Raw genomic sequence first — 24,930 nt, forward strand, 5'->3', positions numbered from 1 at the left:
TGGACCGCCGGGTCCGGTAATCCCCCTCTTGCAGCCGTGCCACCTGGAAGGATGTACATGACCAGCTCGCCGACTTCACTGACCGCCTGCCAGCGGGATATCTGGACCGCGAGTGCTCAAATGCCGAACAGTCCCAAATTCAACATCGGCGCCTCGGTCCAGCTCTCCGGGGATGTCGATCTCAATGTTCTGAAGGATTGCTGCTCCCGAGCCGTCCAGCGCAACGACGCCCTCCATCTGCGTTTCGCCGAGCGGGACGGTACCCCATGCCAGTGGGCAGAACTCGAGCCACCTGTCATCGAGGTTCTCGATTTCCGGGAGTCAGCCGACCCTCGAGCGGCCTGCCTGTCTTGGATGCAGCGTTCCGCACGCCGGCCCTTCCCCCTCACGGGCGGTCGGTTGTTTGATATCGCCATGCTTCGGGAAAGTGATTCCGTCACATACCTCTACGGGACGATGCATCACATCATCGTGGACGGGTGGGGGGCGGACCAGTTTCTGCGGCAGGTGCTCTCCGACTACGCACACGTCATTCGGGCGGGCGCCCCCCTGGAGATCAACGCGCCTTCGTACCTCGCGTGTGCGGAGCAAGAGGGCCGCTATCACGGCTCGTCCCGCTGGGAGCAGGACCGGGAGTTCTACCGCCAGGAATTCGGGAACATCTCCCCACCGCTCTTCCCCGCGAAGGCGGTACGTGGTGCCACGGATGAGGGACGGCGGAGTGCCCGCCACACCTTCATGCTCGACCGAAAGCTCATCCGGAGGATCCGCGAGCGCGAGTACTCCGTGTTTGCGTTCGTTACGGCTGCGTTAGCGGCCTATCTGTCCCGCGTTCACCGCGCCGACGATGTCGTGCTCGGCGCCCCTTTCCTCAACCGGCGGGGGCTTACGGAGAAGCGGACGGTCGGACACTTCGTCAATATGCTTCCACTGCGTGCGACGGCGCACGGCAAGAGGTCACTGCACGACATCACACGCCAACTCGAGAAGGCGACCATCGCGGCAAAGCGCCATGAGCGTCTGTCGCTCGGTGACGTGCTCCGTGCGCTGCCGTCGCGCACGGACGGCCCGCGTCGCCTGTTCGATGTGACCGTTTCCTATCTGCGCCTGCCGAACGAGGAGAGTGTTCCCGGAGTCCTCGTCGAGAAGGTCGCGCTTCCGCACGGCCATGACCAGGACGCACTGACCGTCTACATCCGCGAGTACGACGACTTCGGTGATGTCCGGGTCGATCTCGACTACGCCCTCGACGTGTTCGACGAGGACTTTCCGATCGAGTCGGCGGCCCGTCATCTCCAGGCCCTGTTGAAGGCGGGCATCGATCGTACCCATGAGCCGGTGGCCGACCTTCCGGTTCTTACCCCCGACGAGTACGAGGAGATGGTCCGAGGCCGGAACGCGACAGCGTCGGACTACCCCGAGGACCAGACGCTGCACGGCTTGTTCGCCCAGCAGGTTGCGAGGACGCCCGGCCGGGTCGCCGTCATGGCGGACGGAACGGACCAGCCGCTCACCTACGCCGCGCTCGACGCGCGTGCCAACCAGGTCGCCCGGGCGCTGCGTGATCTGGGGGTAGGGCCAGATGACCGCGTGGCCGTCCTGATCGAGCGCAGCCCAGAGATGCTCATCGCGCTCTTCGGGGTGCTCAAGGCCGGCGGCGCGTATGTGCCCATCGCCCCCTCCTACCCGGCGGACCGCATCCGGTTCCTGCTCCAGGACAGCGGCGCCAAGGCCGTCCTGACCGGCAGCGGAGCACAGCAGCCGTCCTGTGACGCCGCCACCCACGTGCTCCGCGTGGACTCCGAGGCCGTACAGCACCAGTCGGCCGCACCGCCGGAGCACAGCGGCGAGGAGGCCACCGCGCGCCACCTTGCCTATGTCATCTACACCTCCGGCTCGACCGGACAGCCCAAGGGTGTGATGGTCGAACACCATTCAGTGATCAATCGCTTGGTGTGGATGGACAAGCGCTACCCTCTGGGCGACACGGATGTGGTGCTCCACAAGACACCCAGTTCGTTCGATGTCTCGGTGTGGGAGCTCTTTTGGTGGGCCATCGCGGGCGCGCGCGTGGCGCTCCTGCCGGCGGGCGGCGAAAAGGAGCCCCGGGAGATCCTGCGTACGGTGGCCGAACAGGGCGTGAGCGTCCTGCACTTCGTGCCCTCGATGTTCGGCCCGTTCCTGGACCTGCTGGAGAGCTCACCCGACGCGCTCGGTCACGCCGCCTCCCTGCGGCTGGTCTTCTGCAGCGGTGAGGCACTGCCACCCGGTCTCGTCGACCGGTTCAACCGCCTCTTCTCCTCGCGCGGCGCCTCAGCGCCCCGGCTGGTCAACCTCTACGGCCCGACCGAGGCCACCGTCGATGTGACGTACTTCGAGTGCCCCGCCGATCCGGCGCGGCCCGTCCAGCGCGTCCCGATCGGCCGGCCCATCGACAACCACCGGCTCTATGTGCTCGGCCCGCACGGGGAGCTCCAGCCCGTCGGCCTTCCGGGTGAGCTGTGCGTGACGGGTGCCGGCCTCGCCCGCGGATACCTCGACCGTCCCCAGCTGACCCGCGAGAAGTTCGTGGACGATCCGTTCTGTATGGGCGAGCGCATGTACCGCACGGGCGATCTCGCCCGGTGGCTCGCCGACGGCACCCTCGAATACCTCGGGCGCATCGACCAGCAGGTGAAGATCCGGGGCAACCGCGTCGAGCCGGGAGAGGTGCAGAACTGCCTGTCCGCGTTCCCCGGTGTGCGCGGCGCCGTCGTGATCGACCGCACCTCGGCCGCTCGCGGAGTGCACCTGGTCGGGTACTACGTCGCCGACGACCCCATCGATCCCGCGCGTCTGCGCGCACACCTCGGCGCCACCCTGCCGGAGTTCATGATCCCCGCGCACTTCCTGCGCATCGACCACATTCCGCTGACACCGAACGGAAAAACCGATCGGAAGGCCCTGCCCGCACCGTCCTTTGGGTCCCGCGGATCCGGCACCCCCGCGAAGACCGCACCCCGCACCCGGACCGAAGCGACGCTCGCGGCGATCTGGAGCGACGTGCTGGAGGTGACACCGGTCGGCATCCACGACAACTACTTCGCGCTGGGCGGCGACTCGATCCTGATGCTCACGATCCGCGCGCGGGCCGCGGACCGCGGGCTGCACTTCTCGCTCACGGACCTGGTCAGCCACCCCACCATCGCGGAGCTGGGCACCTGTGTCTCCGCCGGCCCGCCGGCCGGCGACCCGCCCGCCCTTGAGCCCTTCGCGCTGGTGTCGGGCGTGGACCGGATGGGTCTGGCCACGGCCGAGGACGCCTACCCGCTCACGCGCCTCCAGCTGGGCATGCTGTACCACAGCCATGAGCACGAGGAGTCGGCCGTCTATCGCGACGTCTTCCGCTACACGCTCACGCTGCGCTGGCAGGAGTCGGCGTTCCGCCGTGCCGCGGCGGACCTTGTCGCCCGTCATCCGGTGCTGCGCTCGTCGTTCGACCTGGCGGGCTTCTCACAGCCCCTCCAGATCGTTCACCCACAGGCCACGGACTACCTCGACATCGTCGATCTGCGCTCGGTGTCCGCCCAGGAGGCCGAGGCCGAGGTGCGTGCGCACGTGGCCGAGCGGAGCCACCACCGTTACGCGTTCGGCCAACCGCCGCTCCATTTCTTCCGCGCGCATGTGCGCGCTTCCACGGTCGATCTGGTCTTCAGCTTCCACCACGCGCTGTTGGACGGATGGAGCGTGGCAAACCTCATAGCGGAACTGCTCCAGAGCTATCTCCACCACCTGGGTGCGGACAGCGCACCGGTACCGGCCACCGTGCTGCCGTCCTTCGCGCACTACGTACGCGAGGAGCGGCGCGCCCTGTCCAGTGAGGCCACGCGAACCTACTGGCGGGACAAGCTCCGCGATGCCGCGCCCGCCCCGATCGAGTCCTTCCGGCCACATGAGCCTCCGGCCGAGGACGCGTTCATCGTCCGCACGGTGGCCCTGCCCCAGCGGCTGACCGAGGCGGTTCACCAGTTCGTCTACACCCACCGGCTTCCGCTGAAGTCCGTGCTCTTCGCGGCGCACTGGCTGACCCTCCGGCTGATGCTGGGCACGGACGACATCACCACGGGCCTGGTCACCCACGGCCGCCCCGAGCAGGCCGAGACGGAACAGGTCGCGGGCCTGTTCCTCAACACACTTCCGATACGGCCCGGGACCGCTTCGGCGACCTGGCTCGACGCCGTCCGCGCGGTGTTCCAGGAGGAACAGGACAGCCACCCGCACCGGCATTACCCGCTCGGCGCCATGCAGGAGGATCGCGGGGGCACCCCCCTGGTGGAGACCGCGTTCAACTACGTCAACTTCCATGTGTTCGCGCCATTGACCAATACAGCGGATGTGGGACTGTCCGGCTTCCAGGTGTGGGAGAGGACCAACTTCCCGCTCCTGGTCAACGCGGTCACCGATCCCCGCAACGGGAGCGTGGAGCTGCGGATCGACTGCGACAGCCGCGTGTTCGGCGCCTCGCAGGCCGATCTGTTCGGGCGCCGCTATGCCGAGATCCTGCACAGGATGGTCCAGCGTCCGCTGGACCCGATCGACTTCGCCTTTCTCGCCGACGACCCGGGCGACGTGGTACGCCTGATCGAGCGCCAGGCGCTGCTCAGGCCGCGGGCGGCCGCGGTCGCCTCCTCCGGCCGGCCGTGGACGTACGAACAGCTCGACCGGGCGGCCGACCGGGTCGCCCGGCGGCTGCTGGGCCTCGGCGCACGGCCCGGTGCCCGTGTCGGCATCGCCATGGACCGCTCGCCGGAGATGATCGCCGCGGTCGTGGGCATCGCCAAGGCGGGCGCGGTCTGCGTACCGCTCGACATCAGCTACCCGCGCGAGCGGCTGGCCGCGATGCTCGAACAGGCCCGGCCCTTCCGTGTCATCGCGCACCCGCCCCACGCCCACCTCGTGGCGGACACCTCACTCCTGCTGTCGGCCGAAGCGGCCCTCGCGGACCACGATGCCCCCGGCGACGCACCACCGCTGCCGGCCATCTCTCCGGAGAGCACCGCCTATCTGCTGTTCACCTCCGGCTCCACGGGCCGGCCCAAGGGCGTGGCCATGCCGCACCGCGCGCTGGCCAACCTCGTGGCCTGGCAGAACCGCGTGCCAAGCGGAGCCGTCGGTGGGACGACGCTGCAGTTCGCCCCGCTCAGCTTCGACGTTTCCTTCCAGGAGATCTTCTCCACTCTGTGCGGCGGCGGAACGTTGCGTCTGATATCCGAAGCGGAGCGACGCGATATGCCCTCACTGCTGCGCATGCTCGACAGGGAGGACGTCGAGCGGGTCTTCCTCCCCTATGTCGCACTGCAGCAGCTCGCCGAAACCGCGGGATCGCTGGGGATTCATCCGCGCCGACTCCGGGTCCTGATCTCCTCCGGGGAGCAGCTCCGGGTGACCGAGGACATCCGCCGGCTGTGCCACGCGCTGCCCGGTGTGCTCCTGGAGAACCAGTACGGGCCCACCGAGACGCATGTGGTGACGAGCTACTCGATGAGCGGGGATCCCAGCGGATTCCCGACGCTGCCCCCCATCGGCACCCCGATCGACGGTGTGGAGATCCAGGTGCTGGACTCCCGGATGCGTCCGGTGCCCGACGGCGCGAAGGGGGAGATCTACCTCGGCGGCGCCTGTCTGGCGCACGGCTATGAGGGCCTGCCCGCACTGACCCGGGAACGCTTCGTCCCCCATCCGCGCCGTCCGCTCAAGGCGCGCCTGTACCGCACGGGCGACCTGGGCCGGGCGCTTCCCAGCGGGGACATCGTGTGCCTGGACCGCGCGGACACGCAGGTGAAGATCCGTGGATTCCGAGTGGAGCCCGGCGAGGTGGAACTGGCCCTCCTGGGCGGGCGGCATCCGGGTATCCGCCAGGTCGCCGTGGTGCCCCGGCAACGCGAGAACGGCGAGGCGGTCCTGGCCGCGTTCCTGGTCGGTGACGCGTCGTCGACCGATCTGGAGGAGGTCAGGTCGGGCCTGCGCTCGTCCTTGCCGGAGCATCTGGTGCCGTCGCACTACCTCTGGCTTCCGAGCCTCCCGCTGACACCGAGCGGCAAGCGGGACGACGCGGCGCTGCGCGAGATACCGCTGGCCCCGAGGCCCGCCCGGGTCCACGGTACGCCGCCGCGCGACGACTACGAGCGGGACCTGGCCGACATGGTCTCCGAGCTGCTGGAGATCCCCACACCCGCCGTGCACGACGACTTCTTCGATCTCGGCGGCACCTCGCTCAGCGCGATGCGGCTCGTGGTGATGATCGAAAAGCGCTTTTCGGTGAGCATGCCGCTCGCGACCTTCGTCAAGGCGCCCACGGTCGCCAAGCTCGCGCGGTGCCTGCGCGCGGAGAGCGCCGAGACCGTCTTCGACCCCATGGTGCCGATCCGTGCCACCGGCTCGCGCCCGCCGCTGTTCTTCGTCCATCCCATCGGCGGCAACGTGCTGTGCTACGTACAGCTGGCCAAACACCTCCCCCGCGACAGGCCGTTCTACGCGTTGCAGGCAGCCGGGAGCGAGCTGGGAACCCAGCCGCTGCGCAGCGTTCCCGAACTCGCGCGAAGCTATGTGCAAGCCATCCGGCGGGTTCAGCCACACGGTCCCTACAGCGTCGGTGGCTGGTCCTTCGGCGGCATCGTGGCCTTCGAGATGGCACGGCAGCTGAGGCAGTCCGGAGCGGAGGTGGACCACCTCGTCCTGCTCGATGCCATCACCCCGACGGCGGGGGCGGGCCGGGATACCGCACCGGACTCCCTGCTGACCTGGTTCATGTGGGAGCTGCTCTGGCTGAATCGTGGCGCGGACGCCCCGGCCGAGGCCCTTCCCCAGGGGCTGGACGAGGACGCGGCCTTCGATCTGATCCTCCAGCGAGCGGTGGACGCGGGCGTCCTCCCGCCCGGCTCTCCGAGCACCTGTGTGCGCCGCCTGTTCCGCGTGTTCGAGGCGAACTGGCAAGCGCTGCTGGACTACCACCCGGAGGCGATCGACCAGGACCTCACCCTGCTGCGCGCGACAGCGCCGCTGCCGGAGGTGCTGGAGTCGGCACACCGTGCGGTCGGCAGCTCGCACCTGGACCCGGCGAACGGCTGGCGCGCCTGGACGACCGGACGCATCGAGACCGTCGGCGTACCGGGCGACCACCTCCAGATCATGGCGGAGCCGCACATAGCAGCCGTCGCCCAGCGCATCGCCGAGCTGACCACATGACCCGGCCACCACGGCCCGTTGAGGTTTCCGCAGGCCCCGACCTGTTCCGATGCCGGGAGAGTGACATGGCTCCGAACCGTACCCCCAAAGTGATCATTATCGGTGCCGGCATCGGTGGGTTGACCGCCGCCGTCGCGCTGCGCCGAATCGGGATCCACGTCGAGGTCTACGAGCGTGCGCGGGCCCTTCGCACCGCCGGGACCGGACTGTCGATCATGAGCAACGCGCTCTCCGCCCTGGGCACCCTGGGGATCGACCTCGGGCTCGACCGGCGCGGCCGGGCCATCGAGTCCTTCCAGTTGCTGACCAGTGACGGCCGTCCGATCAGAACGCTCCCGCTCAAACAGATCGGTGACCGTCTCGGGGCGCCCAGCGTCAACATCCACCGCGCCGACCTCCAGCACGCGTTGCTCGACGCGCTCGGGGACCGCCCGATCACACTGGGCGCTGCCGCCTCCGGTTTCGAGACCACCGCGGACGGTGTCCGGGTCCACTTCGCGGACGGCCGCGAAGCCAGGGGCGATGTGCTGCTGGGCGCCGACGGTTTCCATTCGGTGATCCGACGGCAGGTGGCGGGGCCGGAGAAGGCGCGCGAAGCGGGGTACATCTGCTGGCTGGCGACCGCTGCCTGTCCGCAAGAGCCCGGCGGCTCTGTCCGTCACTACTGGGGGCCGGGGCAGCGTTTCGGCCTCATCGACATCGGCCATGGCCGTACCTACTGGTGGGGGACGAAGAACATGTCGCCTGCCGCGGCACGCGGTTGGCAGGGGGACAGGCGGGATATCGCCCTGGCCTTCGTGGACTGGGCGGACGAGGTGCAGGCAGCGATCCGGGCCACACCCCAACAGGCGATCATCAGCGTACCGGCACAGGATCGGCGGTTCCTCGACCGGTGGGGCCAGGGACGGGTGACGCTCCTGGGGGACGCGGCACATCCGATGCTGACCAGCCTCGGGCAAGGGGCGGGCATGGCGGTGGAGGACGCCGTCGTCCTGGCGGAGAGCCTCGCCACCGTGGCGGACGTGCCGTCCGCGCTCCGCCGCTACGAGAGCAGGCGCCGCGAGCGCACCCGGCAGCTGGTGCAGAAGTCGCGCACCCTGAGTCTGATCGAGCAGTTCGAGCGCCCCCTGCCGCGCGCGCTGCGCGACGCCTACTTCCGCTGGGTGCCGAAGTCCGTGCTGTATCGCCAGAACCAGTCCGTCCTGCGATACCGGGCCGCCGCCTGATGAGGGCGGGGCGCCCGGGGCGGGCCGCAGGACATCTATTGGGTACCCGACGTGACATCAGCGTGATGAGCCATTCGGAGAAGACATCTCCCGCCGCACCCTCGCGTGGCTTTCCGAAGGGGCGGAGCCACATCTACTACTTCGTGCGGCAGTCCAGGCAGCTGGCGCCCTGCAGTTGCCTCGCCCGGGTCGACATGGCCCGGGTCAGGGAGGCACAGCGGACCTACCGGGAACGCGGTCACCACATCAGCACGACCTCCTTCATCGCCAAGGCGGCGGCGCTGGCGATTCGAAAGTACCCGGAGGCGAACGTGGCCGTTCGCCGTACCTGGGTCCCGAAGGTCCATGCGTACGAAACCATCGACTGCAAGGTGCTTTTCGACAAGGAGATCAGGGGAGTCGCCTCGGTGAGCGCTGCCGTGCTGCCGCGAACCGACCAGATGGACCTCGTCGACATCCAGCGGGCTCTCGACCATCATCGGAAGACCCCGTACGAGCAGCTCGAAGAGCTCCGTGGACTACGAGCCCTGCACCGGCTTCCCCTGTGGCTCGGTCGCATCGTCCACCACCTCGTCACCAGGGACCCCAAGAGGCGTGGAGCGATCGAGGGCGGATTCGCCGTCACCAGGCTCGGCGATCCGCGGATCACCGCCGCCTACCCCCAGACCGTCAACACCCTCAGTTTCGTCGGCGCGGCGACGGTGGACACGCCCGTGGCCCGGGACGGGCACGTGCTGATCCGCCCGGTGATGGAACTGGTCCTCGCGTTCGATCACGCCGCGCTCGACGGTGCCCTCGCCGCACGTGTCCTCAACGAAACCTGCCGCATTCTCGAAGACTGGAGTGAGTCATGAAGCATCACCCGGGCACGGTTGCCGGCCGTGCCCTCACCGGCGAGGAGTCCAAGGCGCTGGACCAGGACGGTGTCATCTGCCTCCGCGGAGCCCTTGACGCCGTATGGGTCCAGCGGGTCCGGGACGCGCTCGATCAGGCGGCCGCGGATCCGACGTGGATCGGCCGCTACATCTCGCGGCGGAAGGAGGGGCTCTACCACGACCATTTCGTATGGCTGAAGAACCGGGTGATCCGGGAGTTGTGGTTCCGCTCGCCTCTCGCGGACATCGCGGCGCAGGCCATGGGTTCCCGGCGCGTCAATCTCTTCTACGACGAGGTCTTCTGCAAGTTCCCGGGCAGCACCCTGCCCACGCCCTGGCACCAGGACGCCGCGGCATGGCCGGTGTCGGGTGAGCACATCATCAACGTGTGGGTCACGGCCGACCGCGTCACCAAGGAGAACGGCGCCCTGGAATTCGTGCGGGGCTCCCATCGATGGGGCAAGAAGTACCGCGTCGAGACGGCCGAGTACAACGCGAACCTGCTCGCCGCGGACCTCGACTGGTGCCCGGACGTCGAAGCCAACCGGGATGAGTACGACATCATCCGGTGGGACATGGAGCCCGGCGACGTGCTCGTCTTCGGGCCGAAGATCGTCCACGGCGCGGGCGGAGCCTCCCTGACCCGGGGGCGCCGGGCCGTCGCCCTCCGGTTCACCGGTGACGACGCCCGCTACGACCCCCGCCCCCACACCATGCCGCTGCTGCGCAAACACGGGCTGTCCAAGGGCGATCCCATGGGCGGCCCGCTCTTCCCCGAGATACTGCCCGACCCACCGGCCGACATCAGCAGCGTAAAGGTGCCCCACGACGTCGGCGCCCTCCTGGGCACCTTCCGGGAGCAGGCCGCGATGGAGGTCCTGCGCGCCCTCAATCCCAGGCGTTTCCAGCGCACGCAGGGCCGGGACGGATGAGCGCGCCCGGGGAACAGGGCCGGCCGCTGAGCCCCCTGGAGCGCTGGTACTGGATCGCCGACCAGACCTCGCCCCTCAACGTCATCGGCCGGACCCGGGTGCGGGGAACGCTGCCGGAGCCGCTGCTGCGGCGTGCGCTCGACGCGCTGCAGGCCCGGCATCCGTTGCTGCGCGTGGCCATCGCCGCGGACGGCGCGCGGGGACGGCCCGTGTTCGTGCCCTGTCCCAGGAGCGCCATTCCGCTGCGTCACGCCCGGGCCATCGCGGCGGACCGGGAACCCGCGCCCTGGGAGCGGGAGGTCGACGAGCGGGAGCTCCCGTCGCGGATCGATGTGCGCACCGGTCCGCTGGCGCGCGCGGTCGTCCTCACCCAAGAGGGGGCTGACGGGACATCGGACGATGTCCACGACCTGCTGCTCACGCTCTCCCACTGCATCGCGGACGGGACGACGGCCCTTTCGCTGCTGCGGGAGTGGATCGGGCTCGCCGCCCGGCTCCGCTCGGGCTCACCGCCCGCGCCCGGCCACCCGGAGCTGTCCGTCGTCGAGGCGCCCTTCCTCCCGGCGCCCGAGGACATGTTCCCGCTCCGGCACCGGGGGCCGGCCGGTGCCGCTGCCACCCTGCGGCACCAACTCAGTGATCAGGGAGCACGGTTGCGCTACCGCCCGAGGAGGATGATGCCCACGCAGCAGGTGCCGTTCGCCCAGCGGCGCACCCGGCTCCTGCACCGGTCGCTGCGTCCTGCTGAGCTCGACCGGCTCGTCCGCAGGTGCCGCCAGGAGGGCGTGACGGTGCACGCGGCGCTCAGCGCGGCGATGGTCACCGCCGCCGCGTGCGACACGGGCGAGGACGGACCGGGCCACTTCACGATCGGATCCCCCGTCGACTTCCGCGGCGAACTCGTGCCGCCGGTGCCCCGTAACGCCGTCGGTGCCTATGTGGCGACCCTCCCGTCGTTCGCCCACTACCGGCCCGGTGCGCCGATGTGGCCCATGGCCCGCGCCATCGGCCGGGATCTGGCCCGGCGCAGGCAGCGCGGCGAACACCTCTCCATGATCAATCTGTTGCGGTGGGCAGGGCCGCGCACACCGGAGACGAGCGCGTCGTTCCTCCGGCGCGTGGAGGCACAGGGCCCGGGCAATCTGTGCCTGTCCAACCTCGGTCGCCATGAATTTCCCAGCGCCGTGGGACCCTGGCGGATCTCTGACGCGCAGTTCATCGCGGGCATCTCGGTCTCCGGCTACTTCGTGGCCACGGTCAACACGACTCACGGTCACCTCTTTTGCAACTTCACTTATGTCGACGGCATTGTGCCGAAAGCCCGTGCGGAGAAGCTCGCCGCCGGATGCCTGAACACGCTGATGTCCGCTGTTCACGCCTGAGGCGTGAAGCAGACCGCGGAACTCCGTACTCATCCTGGAAACACCTGAGAAGGGCAGACGCCTGATGTTCGCAAGCTCGAAAAGGATCTCTCCGCGAGGCCGGACCGTCGTGGTCACAGGGGCCTCATCCGGGCTCGGCAGGGCATGCGCACTCCACCTGGACCGGCTCGGCTTCCAGGTTTTCGCCGGGGTGCGGAGGACGAGTGACGCCGAGGAGCTCGCCGTCGCTTCGCAGTCCGGCGCGCTCTACCCCCTGATGCTGGATGTGACCTGTGAGGACTCGATCGGCACGGCGGCCGAGGTGGTCGCGGACGCGGTGGACGGGAAGGGCCTGTGGGGCCTTGTCAACAATGCGGGAATCTGTGTGTCGGCACCGCTGGAGTGCGTCACGCCCGCGCAGATGCGTTGGCAACTGGAAACCAATCTCGTCGGTCACCTCGCCGTGACGCAGGCACTCCTTCCCCAGCTGCGGGCGGCACGTGGGCGGATTGTGAACGTCAGTTCCGGACTCGGGCGGATATCCAGTCCGTTTCTGGGTGCCTACGCCTCATCGCAGTTCGCGAAGGAAGGACTCAGCGACGCACTCCGCCGTGAACTCAAACCGACTGGCGTCGATGTCGCGGTGATACAGCCAGGCGCGATCAACACACCGATCTGGGGGAAGGTCTCCCAGGTCGGCCAGGACGTCCTCAGCGCATCCTCGCGTGACATCGCGGATCTGTACCGCGAACCGTTCCTGCGGTTTCTCGAGATGAACGAGAACCGGGCCCTGACCAGCTCCACGCGTCCGGAGAACTTCTCCAAGGCCGTGACGCGGGCGCTCACGGCCGTGCGGCCCAGGACACGCTACAGCGTGGGCTCTGACGCACGAGCCACCAACCTGCTTGCCCGGATGCTTCCGGACGCGGTGCTGGACGCGGGGTTCGACGTGGTGTCACGCGGCCGCGCGAAGCGCGTACCGTCGGTCGGCTGAGCCGCGCGGCGTACCCGGGTGCGTGGGGCGGGGGTGCTGGGTGGTCGGGTGCGGGTGCGGGGCCTCCGGGGCGGGCCCTGGACCGTGTATTTCTGGCGCCGGTGCCCGGAGACGTCGGGTGGGCCGGAGATGAGGCGCCACACATACGCCCCTGGCCTTCGGCATGGGGGACCCCGCAGCGTCCAGGACCCACCCCTGCGCCCCCGCCCCTCCCGTCTCGTCGCCGGCCTCCCCGACTACATGGCGCGGAAGTCCCTGACCGCGAAGCGCGGTGCACGGCGCGGAGGGGTGCGGCCGGACAGCAGGATCAACCGGGCCGCCCGGTGGCGCTGGCCCGCGTAGGGGGCCAGCAGTTCGAGCATCGCCGCGTCGTCCGTACCGCGCTGCCCGGTGAGCGCGTAGCCGACGATGCGCGGCAGGTGAAGGTCGCCGACCGTGATCGCGTCCGGGGTGCCGTTGCTGCGCTGAAGGGTCTCGGCCGCCGTCCAGGGCCCGATGCCCGGTATCAGCTGGAGGCGGGCGGAGGCGGCGGCGAGATCCATGGCCGCGGCCTCCTCCAGCCGCCGGGCGACCCGGACGGCCCGCAGGATCGTCGCCGAGCGCTTGGAGTCGACGCCCGCCTTGTGCCACTCCCAGGACGGGATCAGCGACCAGGCGCGCGGATCGGGCATCACCCGCATCCGCTCGGCCGGACCCGGCGCGGGCTCGCCGTGCCGCTGGAGCAGCAACCGCCAGGCGCGGTACGCCTCGTCGCTGGTGACCTTCTGCTCGAGGATCGAGGGGATCAGCGACTCGAGGACCAGCCCGGTGCGGATGAGGCGCAGACCGGGGTGGCGGCGGTGTGCCTCGTGGACGAGGCGGTGGCGCGGGGTGAAGCCGGAGGGGTCGTCGTCCGCGCCGAGGAGCGCGGGAAGCCCGTCGAGCAGCCACTGCGCTCCCGGCCCCCAGGCGTGGGCCTCGATGTCGCCGCCGCGGCGCGCGATACGGATGGTGCCGGGCCCCTCCGGGGTCCGGCTCGCCCGCCAGAACGCCCCGTCCGCCCGGAACGCCGGATCCCCCGGCCCCCGCTGGAGCACGCACAGACTGCGCGCGAGGTCATAGGGCCCCGAGGGGGTCCAGGTACGACTGACAGACACGCCGCCACCCTACGACTCCCCCAGGACAGCCGAAGGTGGCCGGGCGATGCGGGGGCCACCCGTGCGCGGCAAGGGCGCGGCGTGAGTCCGGCCCACAACCACCGCCCCCGCGACCCCCTCCGCACAACGCGCGCCCCCGCCCACCGCGTGCGCACCGCAGTCGTGCGCCCCCGGGAACGGCAGTCACCTACCGCACGACCATGAACCCCGCCGCGTCCCGCTCCGGCCGTTCCTTCGGCGGGGCGGCCGCGTGGCCGACCGCTACCGCGCCCATCGGGTCCCAGTCCTCCGGCAGGTCCAGCACCTCCCGCACCACCGGGCGGCAGAACATCGTCGACGACACCCATGCCGACCCCAGCCGCTCGCCCGCCAGCGCGACCAGCAGGTTCTGCACCCCGGCCCCCGCCGCCACCACGAACATCTCGCGCTCGGCCGCGTTGCGCCGCGCGTCCGGGTACGCATGCGCCCCGTCCGCGACCAGGCACGGCACCACCAGGTACGGAGCCTTGCGGAGCACATCCCCGCGCCGTACCCGCTTGGCGATGCTCTCCTCGGAGAAGCCGTCGCCGCGCAGGTCCCCGATCCACGCGTCCCGCATCGCGTCGAGCAACCGGAGCCGCGATTCCTCCGACTCCAGCAGCACAAACCGCCATGGCGTCGTGTGGTGCGGCGCGGGCGCCGTCACGGCGGCGGCCACGGCGCGCCGTACCGCCGCGCCATCCACCGGCTCGTCGGTGAACTCGCGCACCGTACGCCGCAGGGCGACGGCCTCCCGTACGGCCTCGGAGGTGCCCAGCCGGAACATGTCGTCGGCGGCATTGCGCACCAGCGCCCGCGCACCGGGGTCCGGGCCCGGGTCCTCCCGGTCCGCGACGACGTGCGGCAGCCCCCGCACCACGGCCACCGGCAGTCCGCCCGCCTTGCCCTTGACCAGCTCACCGGCGGCGGCCAGCTCGTCGGCGGTGGCGACGACGGTGGCGCTCAGCGGGTTGCCGTGGGTGTCGGAGCCGCCCCGCAGATCGTCCAGGACGTGAACCCCGGCCGCGCCGATGGCGACGTCGGTGACCCCGGTGCGCCAGGGCCGCCCGAAGGTGTCGGTGACGATGATGCCGAGCTCGACACCGAGCGCGTCCCGCAGTCCGTCCCGCAGGGCGCGCGCGGAGGCGTCGGGGTCCTCGGGGAGCAACAGCACGGTTCCGGCGGGGGTGTTGGAGGCGTCGACCCCGGCGGCGGCCATGACCAGACCGTGCCGGGTCTCGACGATGCGGGTGGCTCCGCGCCGGGCGACGACGCGTACCGTCTCGGTGTCTATGGCCGCCTCGCGGTCGTCGGCCTCGACCACGCGCCCCTCGGCCTTGCTGACGATCTTCGAGGTGACGGCCAGGACATCGCCGTCGGCGAGCCCGGGCAGGCCGTCGGAGGTCGCGGCGTCGGCGATGAGCTTGGCGAGGTCGTCGCCGTGCCGTACCTCGGGGATCCCGGGGAGGGCCCACACCCGGTACGACGGTGCCTCGCCGGGCCGAGGGGAGTCGCTCATGCCCGCACCTCCTCGGCCAGCGCCAGCGCCTCCGCGGCCATCCGGGCGGTGGCCTCGGTGTCGGTCATCATCAGCGGGACGGCCTTGCAGCGGATCCCGGCGCCCTCGACATCGTCGACCGTGCCCGCGTCGACGGTGTCGACGAGCCAGCCGTCGAGCAGCCCGGAGCCGTAGTGCTCGGCGACGGCGGCGGCGGTGGACTCGACGCCGACGGCGGCGAGCACCTTGTCGGCCATGCCGCGCACGGGCGCGTCGCCGACGATGGGCGAGAGGCCGACGACCGGCACCCCGGCGTCGGCGATGGCCTCGCGCACACCGGGCACGGCGAGGATGGTGCCGACGCTGACGACGGGGTTGGACGGCGGGAAGAGGACAACGTCGGACTCGGCGATGGCCTCGAGGACACCGGGCGCGGGCTTGGCCTGGTCGGCGCCGACGGGGACGACGGCGTGGGCGGGTACGGAGGCGCGCAGCCGCACCCAGTACTCCTGGAAGTGGACGGCCTTGCGGCCGTCGCCTTCGCCCGCGGCGGAGCCGCTGATGTCCGCCGTGTCGATGAGGACGTGAGTCTCGACGCGGTCGTCGGTCATCGGCAGCAGCCGCACCCCCGGCTGCCACCGCGCGCACAGCGCCTCGGTGACGGCGCTCAGCGAATAGCCCGCGGCCATCATCTGCGTACGGACGATATGGGTCGCGAAGTCGCGGTCGCCGAGGCCGAACCACTCGGGTCCCACACCGTAGGCCGCCAACTCCTCCTTGACCGCGAAGGACTCGTCGGCCCGGCCCCAGCCCTGCTCCTCATGGATGCCGCCGCCGAGCGTGTACATCACGGTGTCGAGGTCGGGGCAGACCTTGAGCCCGAAGAGGTGGATGTCGTCCCCGGTGTTCCCGATGACGGTGATGTCGGCGTCGGGGGCCGCCGACTTCAGACCGCGGAGGAAACGGGCGCCGCCGATGCCACCTGCCAGAACCACAATGCGCATGGGGGACAGTCTTGCAGTCGCCCGGAGCGCCGGGGAGGTTCGGGGCGGTCGGCGGAGGTCGGAGGGTGGTGGCTCAGCCGCCGAGGGCGTCCAGCGCGTTGACGCCGTCGAGCGCGGGTGCGGCGGTGGAGCCGGCGCTCTGGGTGGGGTGCAGTGGCATTTCGGTCAGTCCGGGGAAGTAGACATGGAGGCTGACGGCGGGTTCGAGGGAGTCGTTGACGACGTTGTGGACATAGCCGGGCGCGAAGACGCGCTGGGCGCCGGGGTTGAGGGTGTGGCGTTCGCCGTGGTGGCCGACGCGTTCGGTCAGCTCGCCCTGGAGAACGGTGAGCACTCCGGAGGAACGGCCGTGGTCATGGGCGCCGCTGCCCTGCCCGGGCACCCAGCTGAGCAGCCAGATCTCATAGCCGGGGCCGGTGCGCAGCCGGTGGTACCAGCGGCTGGTGGCGTCGTACCGGATGAGCGGCGCCCAGCTGTCGCGGTCGGCGGCGATGGTGCGGGCGAGCCCGGCGAAGGCGGAGACGGTGGAGGGGTGGGCGGGTACGGGCGGCAGCAGATGCGGAAGGGCGAGCGGGTCACCGGCGATCTGGACGTCGCTGTTCATGTGCGGAGTTCCTCAGCGGGCAAAAGATGCGGGAAGGGCGCAGAGATAGCTGGAGCTCGGGGCATCAACAGCTGGAACAGCGACAGCGAGCCTGCACAGCGCAGCGGAACCCGTGGGCACGGGTCGCGAGGGGCGCGTGGGTCACTGACATGGGGACAAGGAGAGCGGGTTCCGCGCCGTCCTGTCAACTTGATCTCTCGTTTGGCGCAATCTTTCACCTCTTTCGGTAGCGCTGCGGGCAGAAAGGTTTGTGCATGCGTTATGCCGAGAAGTGGCGCAGCACCCGCCCGTGGCATGCAACGGGATCGGCGTCCGGGACGTCCTCTCTGATGAGTCAGGGAGAGCGGCCCGGGGCGGCAATCGGGGAAGTGTCTTGTTTAGGCCGATTTGAACACTTTCCGCGCAGCCTTGGTTCCGCAGAGTGAATAAGAGGCCCAATAGCAGATCTCGGCTTGACTGGCCTGGATCGGCACACTTGTAATTTCACTCGTGTCGTTCTGCCGCTTCACGACGGCAACGGACATGGGGACGCAAAAACAGACGAGGGGCGCACATGACCGAGTTGTTCCAGCAACTGCTGGTCGAAGAGGCGGACGAGGAGCTCGGTTGGCAGGAGCGCGCGCTGTGCGCCCAGACCGATCCCGAATCGTTCTTCCCGGAAAAAGGCGGATCCACGCGTGAGGCCAAGAAGGTCTGCCTCGCGTGCGAGGTCCGCTCCGAGTGCCTCGAGTACGCCCTCGCCAATGACGAGCGCTTCGGCATCTGGGGCGGCCTGTCCGAACGGGAGCGCCGCCGGCTGAAGAAGGCCGCTGTCTGACATATCCACACCGCTTGGACGAAGCGGCCGCAGGACGACGGTCCGCCTCCCGCGCCTCGGCGACGGGCGGCGGACCGCCTGCTTGCACAGCCGTTAGTGTGGGGGCCCGTCCGAGACGCGCCAACGTTCCCACGGGGCGCGCGCGTCCACCGCAGTCCAGCGAACCGGGGCCCGTACCTCGATGTCCGTGCACAGCCATCCGGCGGCCCAATACCCGGCCGCCACCGCCGCGTCCGCTTCCGCCGAGGCACCGGCGTACCCGCGTCATGTCGTCACCGCCGTGCTGGTCGCCCACGACGGCGCCCGATGGCTGCCCGACGCGCTGTCCGGCCTGCTCGGCCAGGAGCGCCCGGTGCAGAGCGTCATCGCCGCCGACACCGGCAGCGCGGACGACTCCGCCCGGCTGCTCACCGAGGCCCTCGGCGAGGAGCGGGTGCTGCACCTCGCGCGCCGCAGCGGCTTCGGCACGGCCGTCGCCGAGGCGGTCCGCACCGCCCCGGTACTCGGCCCCGAGGAGCTGACGTATCTCAAGCGACCCAGCGGCTGGGACCCCGTCAACCGCACCTGGCGGGACGACGCCTACGACATGCCGGAGCTGCCCCACGGCGAGCCCGTCCAGTGGCTGTGGCTGCTGCACGACGACTGCGCCCCGGCCCCCGACGCGCTGGCCGAACTGCTGAAGGTCGCCGACGCCGAGCTGACCGCCAACCGGCAGCCCGCGATCATCGGCCCCAAGCTGCGCGGCTGGTACGACCGCAGACAACTGCTCGAAGTCGGCGTCAGCATCGCCCGCAGCGGCCGCCGCTGGACCGGGCTGGAGCGGCGCGAACAGGACCAGGGCCAGCACGACCAGGTGCGGCCGGTGCTGTCGGTGTCGAGCGCGGGCATGCTGGTGCGCCGCGACCTGTGGGAGCGGCTGGGCGGCTTCGACCCCAAGCTGCCGCTGATGCGCGACGACGTCGACCTGTGCTGGCGCGCCCATGAGACCGGTCACCAGGTGCTGATCGCGCCGGACGCGGTACTGCGCCACGCCGAGGCGTCGGCGCGCGAGCGGCGGCCGATCGACTGCGTGGGGCGTTCGGCCCGCCCGTCGCCCGACCACCACCCCGCACGGAGACGCTTCGCGTCGCGCGGTTCGTCACCGCACCGCGTCGACAAGGCCGGTGCCGTCTACACGCTGCTGGTCAACACCCGCGGCGCGCTGCTGCCGTACGTGATGCTGCGGCTGCTGTTCGGCACCCTGCTGCGCACCCTGGCCTATCTGGTGGGCAAGGTGCCGGGGCAGGCGCTGGACGAGGTCGCGGGGCTGTTCGGCGTCCTGCTGCGGCCGGAGCGGATCCTCGCCGCGCGCAAGCGCAGAGGCCGCTCCGCGCTGGAGAAGAGCGAACTGCGGCCGCTGTTCCCGCCGCCCGGCGCGACCGTACGGGCAACCGTGGAACAGGTCGCCAGCAACTTCGGCGGACGGGCGGAGCCCGAGCTGTCCTCCGGTGGACGGCACGGCGCCGTCGAATCCGGACCGGGCGACGACGACGCCGACTTCCTGGAGGTCGAGCAGTTCGCGCGGCTCAAGCGGATCGCCCGCAAACCGGGGCCGATGCTCTTCGTGGTGCTGCTGGTGGTCTCGCTGGTCGCGTGCCGGGATCTGTTCGGCGGCGGCGCCCTGTCCGGCGGCGTACTGCTCCCGGCGCCCGAGGGCGTCTCCGGTCTGTGGGCCAGTTACGCGGAAGGCTGGCATCCGGTCGGCACCGGCGGCAGCCAGACCGCACCCCCGTACCTCGCCGCGCTGGCCGCGCTCGCGACGCTGTTCCTTGGCTCAACCGGCTTCACCCTGACCCTGCTGCTGGTGTGCTCGGTGCCGCTGGCCGGGTTCATCGCGTACTTCGCCTCCCGGCCGCTGGTCGAGTCCCGGCTGCTGCGCGCCTGGGGCAGTGTCGCGTACGCCTTCCTCCCGGCCGCCACCGGTGCGCTGGCCGGGGGCCGGCTGGGCACCGCCGTACTGGCCGTACTGCTGCCGCTGATGGCGCGGGCCGCCGCGGCCGCCGCCGGGCTCCGCGCGGGCGGCGCGGGCGGACGGCTGCCGAGCTGGCGGGCGGCGTGGGCCCATGCGCTGCTGCTCGCCTTCACCATGGCGTTCACCCCGGTCGTCTGGCCGATCGCACTGGTCCTGGGCATCGGGGTGGTCGTCCTGCGCGCCCTGGAGAACCCCGACCTGCTGCTGCCGTACGGACTGCGCTTCCTGGTCGCGGTGGCCACCCCGGTCGTGGTGCTCGCTCCCTGGTCGCTCGGTCTGTTCACGGACCCCGGCCGGTTCTTCCAGGAGGCCGGACTCGACAGTGCGGGCGGCTCCGCCTCCGCCCTGGACCTGCTCTCGCTCAGCCCTGGCGGCCCCAACGGCGGCGGCAGTCTGCTGCTGATCGGCTTCGTGCTGGCCGCGCTGGCCGCCCTGATGCGCGGTGAGCGGCAGCTCGTGGTGCGCACGGCCTGGGCCGTGGCGCTCACCGGCTTCCTCTTCGCGGCCCTCACCAACGGCTCGGCCTGGGCCGGACCCGCGACCCTCGTCTACGGCCTGGCGCTGCTGACGGCCGCCGTGGTCGGCGCCGAGGGCGCGCGGGAGCGCGTGGCGGCGCAGAGCTTCGGCTGGCGCCAGCCGGTGGCGCTGCTCATCGCCGTCGCCTCGGCCGCCGCCCCGCTGCTCGCCGCCGTCGCCTGGATGACCGGCGGTGCGGACGGTCCGGTCGGGCGGCACGGCACCTCGCAGGTCCCGGCGTTCGTGGCGGCCGAGAGTGCCACCAAGGACCAGGCCCGCACCCTGGTGCTCAGCGGCCGCGGCGGTACGGCACACGCCGACTACGTCCTGGTGCGCGGCTCCGGTGCCCGGCTCGGTGACGCCGAACTCGCGGCGCAGGGCGGCTCCGACACCCGGCTCGACGGTGTGGTGGCCCATCTGATCGCGGGCTCCGGCGCCGACCAGACCCGTCAGCTCGGCGGCTACGCGGTCCGTTATGTGTACGTCCAGAAGGGCGCGCCGCCCGAGATGACGCGGGTGCTGAACGCGACCCCGGGGCTCACCCAGCTCAGCAAGGCGGGCGGCGGTGTGCTGTGGCGGGTCGACCAGCGGGTCTCGCGGGTCTCCATCGTCCCGGCGGAGTCCGCGAAGGGGGCCGCGGCGGCGCCCGGTTCGGCGGCCGCACCGGTGCATGTCGCCTCCGGCCCGGTCGAGGCGCACACCACCGTGCCCGACGGCGCGGCGGGACGGGTGCTGCGGATCGCCGACAAGGCCGCGCCGGAGTGGCGGGCCACGCTGGACGGCAAGCCGCTGACGGCGAAGACCGTCGACGGCTGGGCGCAGGGCTTCGAACTCCCCGCGACCGGCGGCCGGCTGGACCTCAGCTACGACACACCGATGACCCACAGCGCCTGGCTCTGGGCGCAGGGGCTGCTGGCGGTCGTCCTGCTGGTCCTCGCGCTGCCGGGGCGCCGCCGCCGGGTCGACGACGACCTGCCGGAGGCGGACGGCACGGTGGCCGCGACGACCGTGACCGCCGAGGATCTGGCGGGCGACGGGCGACGGGCGCGGCGGCTGCGGGCCGCCGCCGAGGCGCAGGCCGCGCAGGCGGGACCGGCGGATCCGGCCGGGCAGCCCGGCCCCCAGCACGGGCAGCCGGACGAGGCCGCGGTGGCCGCGGGCGAGGCCGCGGACATCCCCGCGCCCCCGACCGTGCCGCCGCCCGCGCCCCCGACCGTGCCGCCGCCCGCCGGTGATCCGTACGCCGGCCAGGCACCCGCGGGGGGCGAGCCGTACGCGGTGCCGCACCAGCAGGGTTACGGGCAGCAGTGGGACGGCCAGACGTACGCCGACGCCGGATACGGCACCTACCCGGGCGGCCAGTACCAGGGCGAGCCGTACCAGCAGGGCGGCGAGTACCCCGGCGGCGCCTACCCGGGCGACCCGTACCAGGGCGAGTACCAGGGCGAGGGCTATCAGGCCGGCTACCAGGGCACCGGCTATCCGGCCGGTTACCAGGAGGGCGCCCCGTACCCCGAGGGCCAGTACCCGGCGGACCCGTACGCGCACGGCCAGTACGCCGATCCGTACGGCTACGACCAGCAGCAGCCCTACGCCGACGGCACGTACCCCCAGCAGGGCGACACGACGTACGGCGGCGCCGAGCCCGAGGACCGCCGCGACGGGAGCGATCAGCAGCGATGAACCGCACCACCCTGTCCCTGATCGGCGTCGCCACCGCGCTGGCCGCCGTCACCGGTGTCGCCACCCTCACCGGCGGCTCGTCGGACGGTCCGGACCGCTCGGCGGAGGCGGCGAGCCGGATGCCCGTCGAGCGCTCCACCCTGCTGTGCCCGACGCCGACCTCCTCGGAGGTGGGCAGCACCACCTACACCGCCTACACCCCCCGGCGGAAGGACGTGGCCGCCGAGGGCGCCGGGGGCGGCGAGGCCGCGCTGCTGCCCGCGCGGAGCCCGTCCGACGAGGTGACGGACCCGGGCGCGGGCGACGACGGCGGGAAGGGCGGAAAGGACAAGGGCGAACAGCGCCAGCGGGACGCTGCGACGGGCGGCGGCAAGCCGGTCCTGCCACTGAAGCAGCCCGGCAAACCGGTCACCACCGACACCGACCGCTCGGACGCGCCCGCCCTCATCGGCACCGCCGACGGCCGCTTCGCCCCCGGCTGGACCGTCCAGCAGACCACCACGATCGCCGCGGGCAGCGGACGCGGGCTGATGGGCACCGCCTGCACCGCGCCCGACACCGACTTCTGGTTCCCCGGCGCCAGCACCGCACGCGACCGCCAGGACTTCGTCCACCTGACCAACCCGGACGAGGCCGCGGCCGAGGTGGACCTCAAGCTGTACGGCCCGGGCGGCCGTCTCAAGCCCTCGACCGACGAGTCGATCACCGTGCCGGGCCGCTCCACGGTCCCGGTACTGCTGTCCACCCTCACCGACCAGCGGGCCGCCGATGTGTCACTCCGGGTGACCTCCCGCACCGGCCGGGTCGGCGCCTCCGTGCAGTCGGCCGACCAGAAGGCGGGCGGCGACTGGCTACCGGCCTCCGCCGAGGCCGCCACCAGCGTGGCGCTCCCCGGCATCCCGGCCGACGCGACCTCGGTCCGCCTGGTCGTCTTCGCGCCCGGGTCCGACGACGCGGACCTGAAGGTGCGGCTGGCCGGGCGCACCGGTTCGATCACTCCGGCCGGACATGAGTCCCTGCACGTCAAGAGCGGGATGACGGCGGCGATCGACCTCGGCGACGTGACCAAGGGCGAGCCGGGCTCGCTGCTGCTCACTCCCGAGGGCGGCGAGGGCGCGGCCACCCCGGTGGTCGCCGCGCTGCGGGTCACCCGCGGCAAGGGCAGCGCCCAGGAGACGGCCTTCATCCCGGCCACCGCCCGGATCGACCGGACCGCCACCGCGGCCGACAACCGCGCCAAGGGCTCGACGCTCTCCCTGGTGGCACCGGGCGCCACCGCGCGGGTTCGGGTGACCGCGTCGGCGGCGAGCGGCGGCGGCAGCCCCGTCAGCAAGACCTTCACGGTCAAGGGCGGCACCACCACCTCCGTCGCCCCGCCCCGCCCGGCCTCGGGCAAGGGCGGCTACGCGGTGACGGTCGAGCGGATCTCGGGCGGTCCGGTGCACGCCTCCCGGATGCTCGCGCTGCCGCAGGACGGCGTGCCGATGTTCACGATCCAGGGGATGCCGGACGACGGCGGGACGGTGGTGGTCCCCGGGGCCCGGCAGGACCTGTCGGTGCTGAACGACGAGAGCGCCCGGTAGCCGCGGGAGACGGCCGGGGGCGGGGCTACTCCTGCCCGTACCGCGGGTCCACCGACTCCGGCGCCAGCCCCAGCAGCTCCGCGACCTGCTCGACGACGACCTCGTGGACCAGCAGCGCCCGCTCGTCCCGGTTCTTCGCCCGGATCTCGACCGGACGGCGGTAGATCACGATCCGGTCCGGTGTGTCCCCGCGGGCCGCGATGAAGCGCCCGAGCGGTACGGACTCGCCGTCCCATCCGTCGGAGCCGCCCGGTCCGCCGGGGTCGGTACCGCCGCCGTTGCCCGACGTGGGCACGTCCAACACGGTGAAGTCCACACCCGACAGCTGTGGCCAGCGTCTCTCCAGCCGATCGGCGGAGTCCTGGACAAGATCGACGAAGGACTCGGCGCGGCTGACCGAAAGCGGCACCTGGGGCGGCGCGATCGGCCCGCGCATACCCCTACCGTGCCGATCGCGGCGGCGCGGGCGCGGCTCGGACTGGTGGGGAGGTACGGACCTGGTCATTACTCCTGAGGGTAGCCGCCGCCGGGCGACCGGCATGCGCTTACCGGACAGCCATGACCGATGTCGCCAAATGAGCATTCCGGCCATGGTTGCGTCCATAAACGGACGACTCTTGATTCGCTTCTTTGGCTCAGACTGACCCCTCTCCGTACGAGTGCTGACCGGAATCTTCGGCGGCGGGTTCCGCTCCGCCGGAAGGAGCCGCTGGTCAGCCAGTAAGTTCACGTATGGGGTGCACGGGGCGAACCAGGACGACACGGCGGAGTGAGCTGGTGGAGAGTCGTCGCGGCCCGCTCAAGAGTGCGGTACCGTCCAACGTCGTGAGCCCTGTACGTCGCTGTTCGCGCACCGCCTGCGGCCGCCCCGCCGTCGCGACGCTGACGTACGTCTACGCGGACTCGACCGCCGTTCTGGGACCGCTGGCCACCTACGCCGAACCCCACTGCTACGACCTGTGCTCGGAGCACTCGGAGCGGCTCACCGCGCCGCGCGGCTGGGAGGTCGTCCGGCTCGCCGTCGACACCGGCCCGGCCCGCCCCAGCAGCGACGATCTCGAGGCCCTGGCCAACGCGGTGCGCGAAGCCGCCCGGCCGCACGAGCGCGCGGCGGGCGCGGGCGGCGGCTCCGGGCCGTCCGGAGCGGGCGGCGGCGGACAGAGCGGCCGCGAGGGCGATCCGCGCGAGGTGCCGCGCCGGGGCCATCTGCGGGTGCTGCGCTCCCCCGATTCCTGACACGCGCTTGCCGCGCGGCCGGACTCCCGGACGCCTGGACGTTCCCGCTCGTTCCCGGACGCGAAGCTGTCACCACGTCAGCACGCGGCCGTTCCCCCGGTTCACCGACCGCCGCCGTGTGCCGCGCCGCACGATCGGCCTCGTAGTGGGCGCATGAGTCCTCCGGGTAGGTTTTGAGGTCCGTGGAGACCTCCAAGAAGACCTCGAGAAGG

The 24,930-nt window shown here is 71.4% G+C and carries 15 protein-coding genes; 10 read left to right on the forward strand and 5 right to left on the reverse strand.

The genetic code is table 11. The annotated features are described in order from the left end of the window. Positions 1 to 57: 57 nt before the first annotated feature. The 6 genes from HUT19_RS24950 to HUT19_RS24975 all read left to right on the forward strand — a co-directional run bounded on the left by HUT19_RS24950 (position 58) and on the right by HUT19_RS24975 (position 12,612). Entirely contained in the window at positions 58 to 7,224 is a 7,167-nt protein-coding gene (locus HUT19_RS24950; protein ID WP_176182594.1) for a non-ribosomal peptide synthetase, read from the forward strand. A 65-nt stretch (positions 7,225 to 7,289) separates the two neighbouring features. Beyond that, positions 7,290 to 8,450, forward strand: a complete 1,161-nt coding sequence (locus HUT19_RS24955; protein WP_176182595.1) for an FAD-dependent monooxygenase — start codon at positions 7,290 to 7,292, stop codon at positions 8,448 to 8,450. 65 nt (positions 8,451 to 8,515) lie between these two features. After that, positions 8,516 to 9,304 carry a 2-oxo acid dehydrogenase subunit E2 gene (locus tag HUT19_RS24960; protein WP_176182596.1) on the forward strand — a complete coding sequence of 263 codons (789 nt, stop codon included), beginning with the start codon at positions 8,516 to 8,518 and terminating at the stop codon, positions 9,302 to 9,304. Next, on the forward strand, positions 9,301 to 10,257 hold the full coding sequence (locus HUT19_RS24965; protein WP_176182597.1) for a phytanoyl-CoA dioxygenase family protein: 957 nt from the start codon (positions 9,301 to 9,303) through the stop codon (positions 10,255 to 10,257). Before HUT19_RS24960 ends, HUT19_RS24965 begins: the two co-directional genes overlap by 4 nt. Continuing rightward, on the forward strand, positions 10,254 to 11,639 hold the full coding sequence (locus HUT19_RS24970; RefSeq protein WP_176182598.1) for a hypothetical protein: 1,386 nt from the start codon (positions 10,254 to 10,256) through the stop codon (positions 11,637 to 11,639). Before HUT19_RS24965 ends, HUT19_RS24970 begins: the two co-directional genes overlap by 4 nt. 64 nt (positions 11,640 to 11,703) lie before the next feature. Continuing rightward, positions 11,704 to 12,612 carry an SDR family oxidoreductase gene (locus tag HUT19_RS24975; protein ID WP_176182599.1) on the forward strand — a complete coding sequence of 303 codons (909 nt, stop codon included), beginning with the start codon at positions 11,704 to 11,706 and terminating at the stop codon, positions 12,610 to 12,612. 236 nt (positions 12,613 to 12,848) lie between these two features. Here HUT19_RS24975 and HUT19_RS24980 read toward each other — a convergent pair whose 3' ends face one another. The 4 genes from HUT19_RS24980 to HUT19_RS24995 form a co-directional block, all read right to left on the reverse strand. After that, positions 12,849 to 13,748, reverse strand: coding sequence for a DNA-3-methyladenine glycosylase (locus HUT19_RS24980; RefSeq protein WP_176182600.1), 900 nt, complete (start codon positions 13,746 to 13,748; stop codon positions 12,849 to 12,851). A gap of 187 nt (positions 13,749 to 13,935) precedes the next feature. Then, positions 13,936 to 15,285, reverse strand: a complete 1,350-nt coding sequence (locus HUT19_RS24985; protein WP_176182601.1) for a coenzyme F420-0:L-glutamate ligase — start codon at positions 15,283 to 15,285, stop codon at positions 13,936 to 13,938. Next, positions 15,282 to 16,268, reverse strand: coding sequence for a 2-phospho-L-lactate transferase (cofD, locus tag HUT19_RS24990; protein ID WP_176182602.1), 987 nt, complete (start codon positions 16,266 to 16,268; stop codon positions 15,282 to 15,284). The genes HUT19_RS24985 and cofD overlap by 4 nt, the downstream gene beginning before the upstream one ends. A gap of 73 nt (positions 16,269 to 16,341) precedes the next feature. Then, positions 16,342 to 16,872 (reverse strand): cysteine dioxygenase family protein, encoded by a 531-nt coding sequence (locus HUT19_RS24995; protein ID WP_176182603.1) that lies wholly within the window; start codon positions 16,870 to 16,872, stop codon positions 16,342 to 16,344. 553 nt (positions 16,873 to 17,425) lie between these two features. Here HUT19_RS24995 and HUT19_RS25000 point away from each other — a divergent pair. The 3 genes from HUT19_RS25000 (at position 17,426) to HUT19_RS25010 (ending at position 23,482) form a co-directional block, all read left to right on the forward strand. Continuing rightward, positions 17,426 to 17,689 carry a WhiB family transcriptional regulator gene (locus HUT19_RS25000; RefSeq protein ID WP_004952403.1) on the forward strand — a complete coding sequence of 88 codons (264 nt, stop codon included), beginning with the start codon at positions 17,426 to 17,428 and terminating at the stop codon, positions 17,687 to 17,689. A gap of 181 nt (positions 17,690 to 17,870) precedes the next feature. Then, a complete protein-coding gene (locus HUT19_RS25005; protein WP_176182604.1) occupies positions 17,871 to 21,899 on the forward strand; it encodes a glycosyltransferase family 2 protein in 4,029 nt (1,342 codons plus the stop codon). Further along, positions 21,896 to 23,482, forward strand: a complete 1,587-nt coding sequence (locus HUT19_RS25010) for a DUF5719 family protein (protein ID WP_176182605.1) — start codon at positions 21,896 to 21,898, stop codon at positions 23,480 to 23,482. Before HUT19_RS25005 ends, HUT19_RS25010 begins: the two co-directional genes overlap by 4 nt. Before the next feature lie 25 nt (positions 23,483 to 23,507). Here HUT19_RS25010 and HUT19_RS25015 read toward each other — a convergent pair whose 3' ends face one another. After that, positions 23,508 to 23,918 carry a metallopeptidase family protein gene (locus tag HUT19_RS25015; protein ID WP_176182606.1) on the reverse strand — a complete coding sequence of 137 codons (411 nt, stop codon included), beginning with the start codon at positions 23,916 to 23,918 and terminating at the stop codon, positions 23,508 to 23,510. Positions 23,919 to 24,259: 341 nt separating this feature from the next. Here HUT19_RS25015 and HUT19_RS25020 point away from each other — a divergent pair, with 341 nt between their 5' ends. Beyond that, positions 24,260 to 24,718 carry a DUF3499 domain-containing protein gene (locus HUT19_RS25020; RefSeq protein ID WP_176182607.1) on the forward strand — a complete coding sequence of 153 codons (459 nt, stop codon included), beginning with the start codon at positions 24,260 to 24,262 and terminating at the stop codon, positions 24,716 to 24,718. Positions 24,719 to 24,930 lie beyond the last annotated feature (212 nt).

Origin of the sequence: Streptomyces sp. NA02950 (assembly GCF_013364155.1) — a bacterium.
Lineage (GTDB): Bacteria > Actinomycetota > Actinomycetes > Streptomycetales > Streptomycetaceae > Streptomyces.

Excerpts from the sequence above, each read along its gene's own strand:
- HUT19_RS24965 (WP_176182597.1), top strand. The coding sequence starts at position 9,301 with ATGAAGCATCACCCGGGCACGGTTGCCGGCCGTGCCCTCACCGGCGAG.
- cofD (WP_176182602.1), bottom strand. The coding sequence starts at position 16,268 with ATGCGCATTGTGGTTCTGGCAGGTGGCATCGGCGGCGCCCGTTTCCTC.
- HUT19_RS24970 (WP_176182598.1), top strand. The coding sequence starts at position 10,254 with ATGAGCGCGCCCGGGGAACAGGGCCGGCCGCTGAGCCCCCTGGAGCGC.
- HUT19_RS24995 (WP_176182603.1), bottom strand. The coding sequence starts at position 16,872 with ATGAACAGCGACGTCCAGATCGCCGGTGACCCGCTCGCCCTTCCGCAT.
- HUT19_RS24985 (WP_176182601.1), bottom strand. The coding sequence starts at position 15,285 with ATGAGCGACTCCCCTCGGCCCGGCGAGGCACCGTCGTACCGGGTGTGG.
- HUT19_RS24960 (WP_176182596.1), top strand. The coding sequence starts at position 8,516 with ATGAGCCATTCGGAGAAGACATCTCCCGCCGCACCCTCGCGTGGCTTT.
- HUT19_RS24955 (WP_176182595.1), top strand. The coding sequence starts at position 7,290 with ATGGCTCCGAACCGTACCCCCAAAGTGATCATTATCGGTGCCGGCATC.
- HUT19_RS24975 (WP_176182599.1), top strand. The coding sequence starts at position 11,704 with ATGTTCGCAAGCTCGAAAAGGATCTCTCCGCGAGGCCGGACCGTCGTG.
- HUT19_RS25005 (WP_176182604.1), top strand. The coding sequence starts at position 17,871 with ATGTCCGTGCACAGCCATCCGGCGGCCCAATACCCGGCCGCCACCGCC.
- HUT19_RS25000 (WP_004952403.1), top strand. The coding sequence starts at position 17,426 with ATGACCGAGTTGTTCCAGCAACTGCTGGTCGAAGAGGCGGACGAGGAG.
- HUT19_RS24950 (WP_176182594.1), top strand. The coding sequence starts at position 58 with ATGACCAGCTCGCCGACTTCACTGACCGCCTGCCAGCGGGATATCTGG.
- HUT19_RS25015 (WP_176182606.1), bottom strand. The coding sequence starts at position 23,918 with ATGCGCGGGCCGATCGCGCCGCCCCAGGTGCCGCTTTCGGTCAGCCGC.
- HUT19_RS25010 (WP_176182605.1), top strand. The coding sequence starts at position 21,896 with ATGAACCGCACCACCCTGTCCCTGATCGGCGTCGCCACCGCGCTGGCC.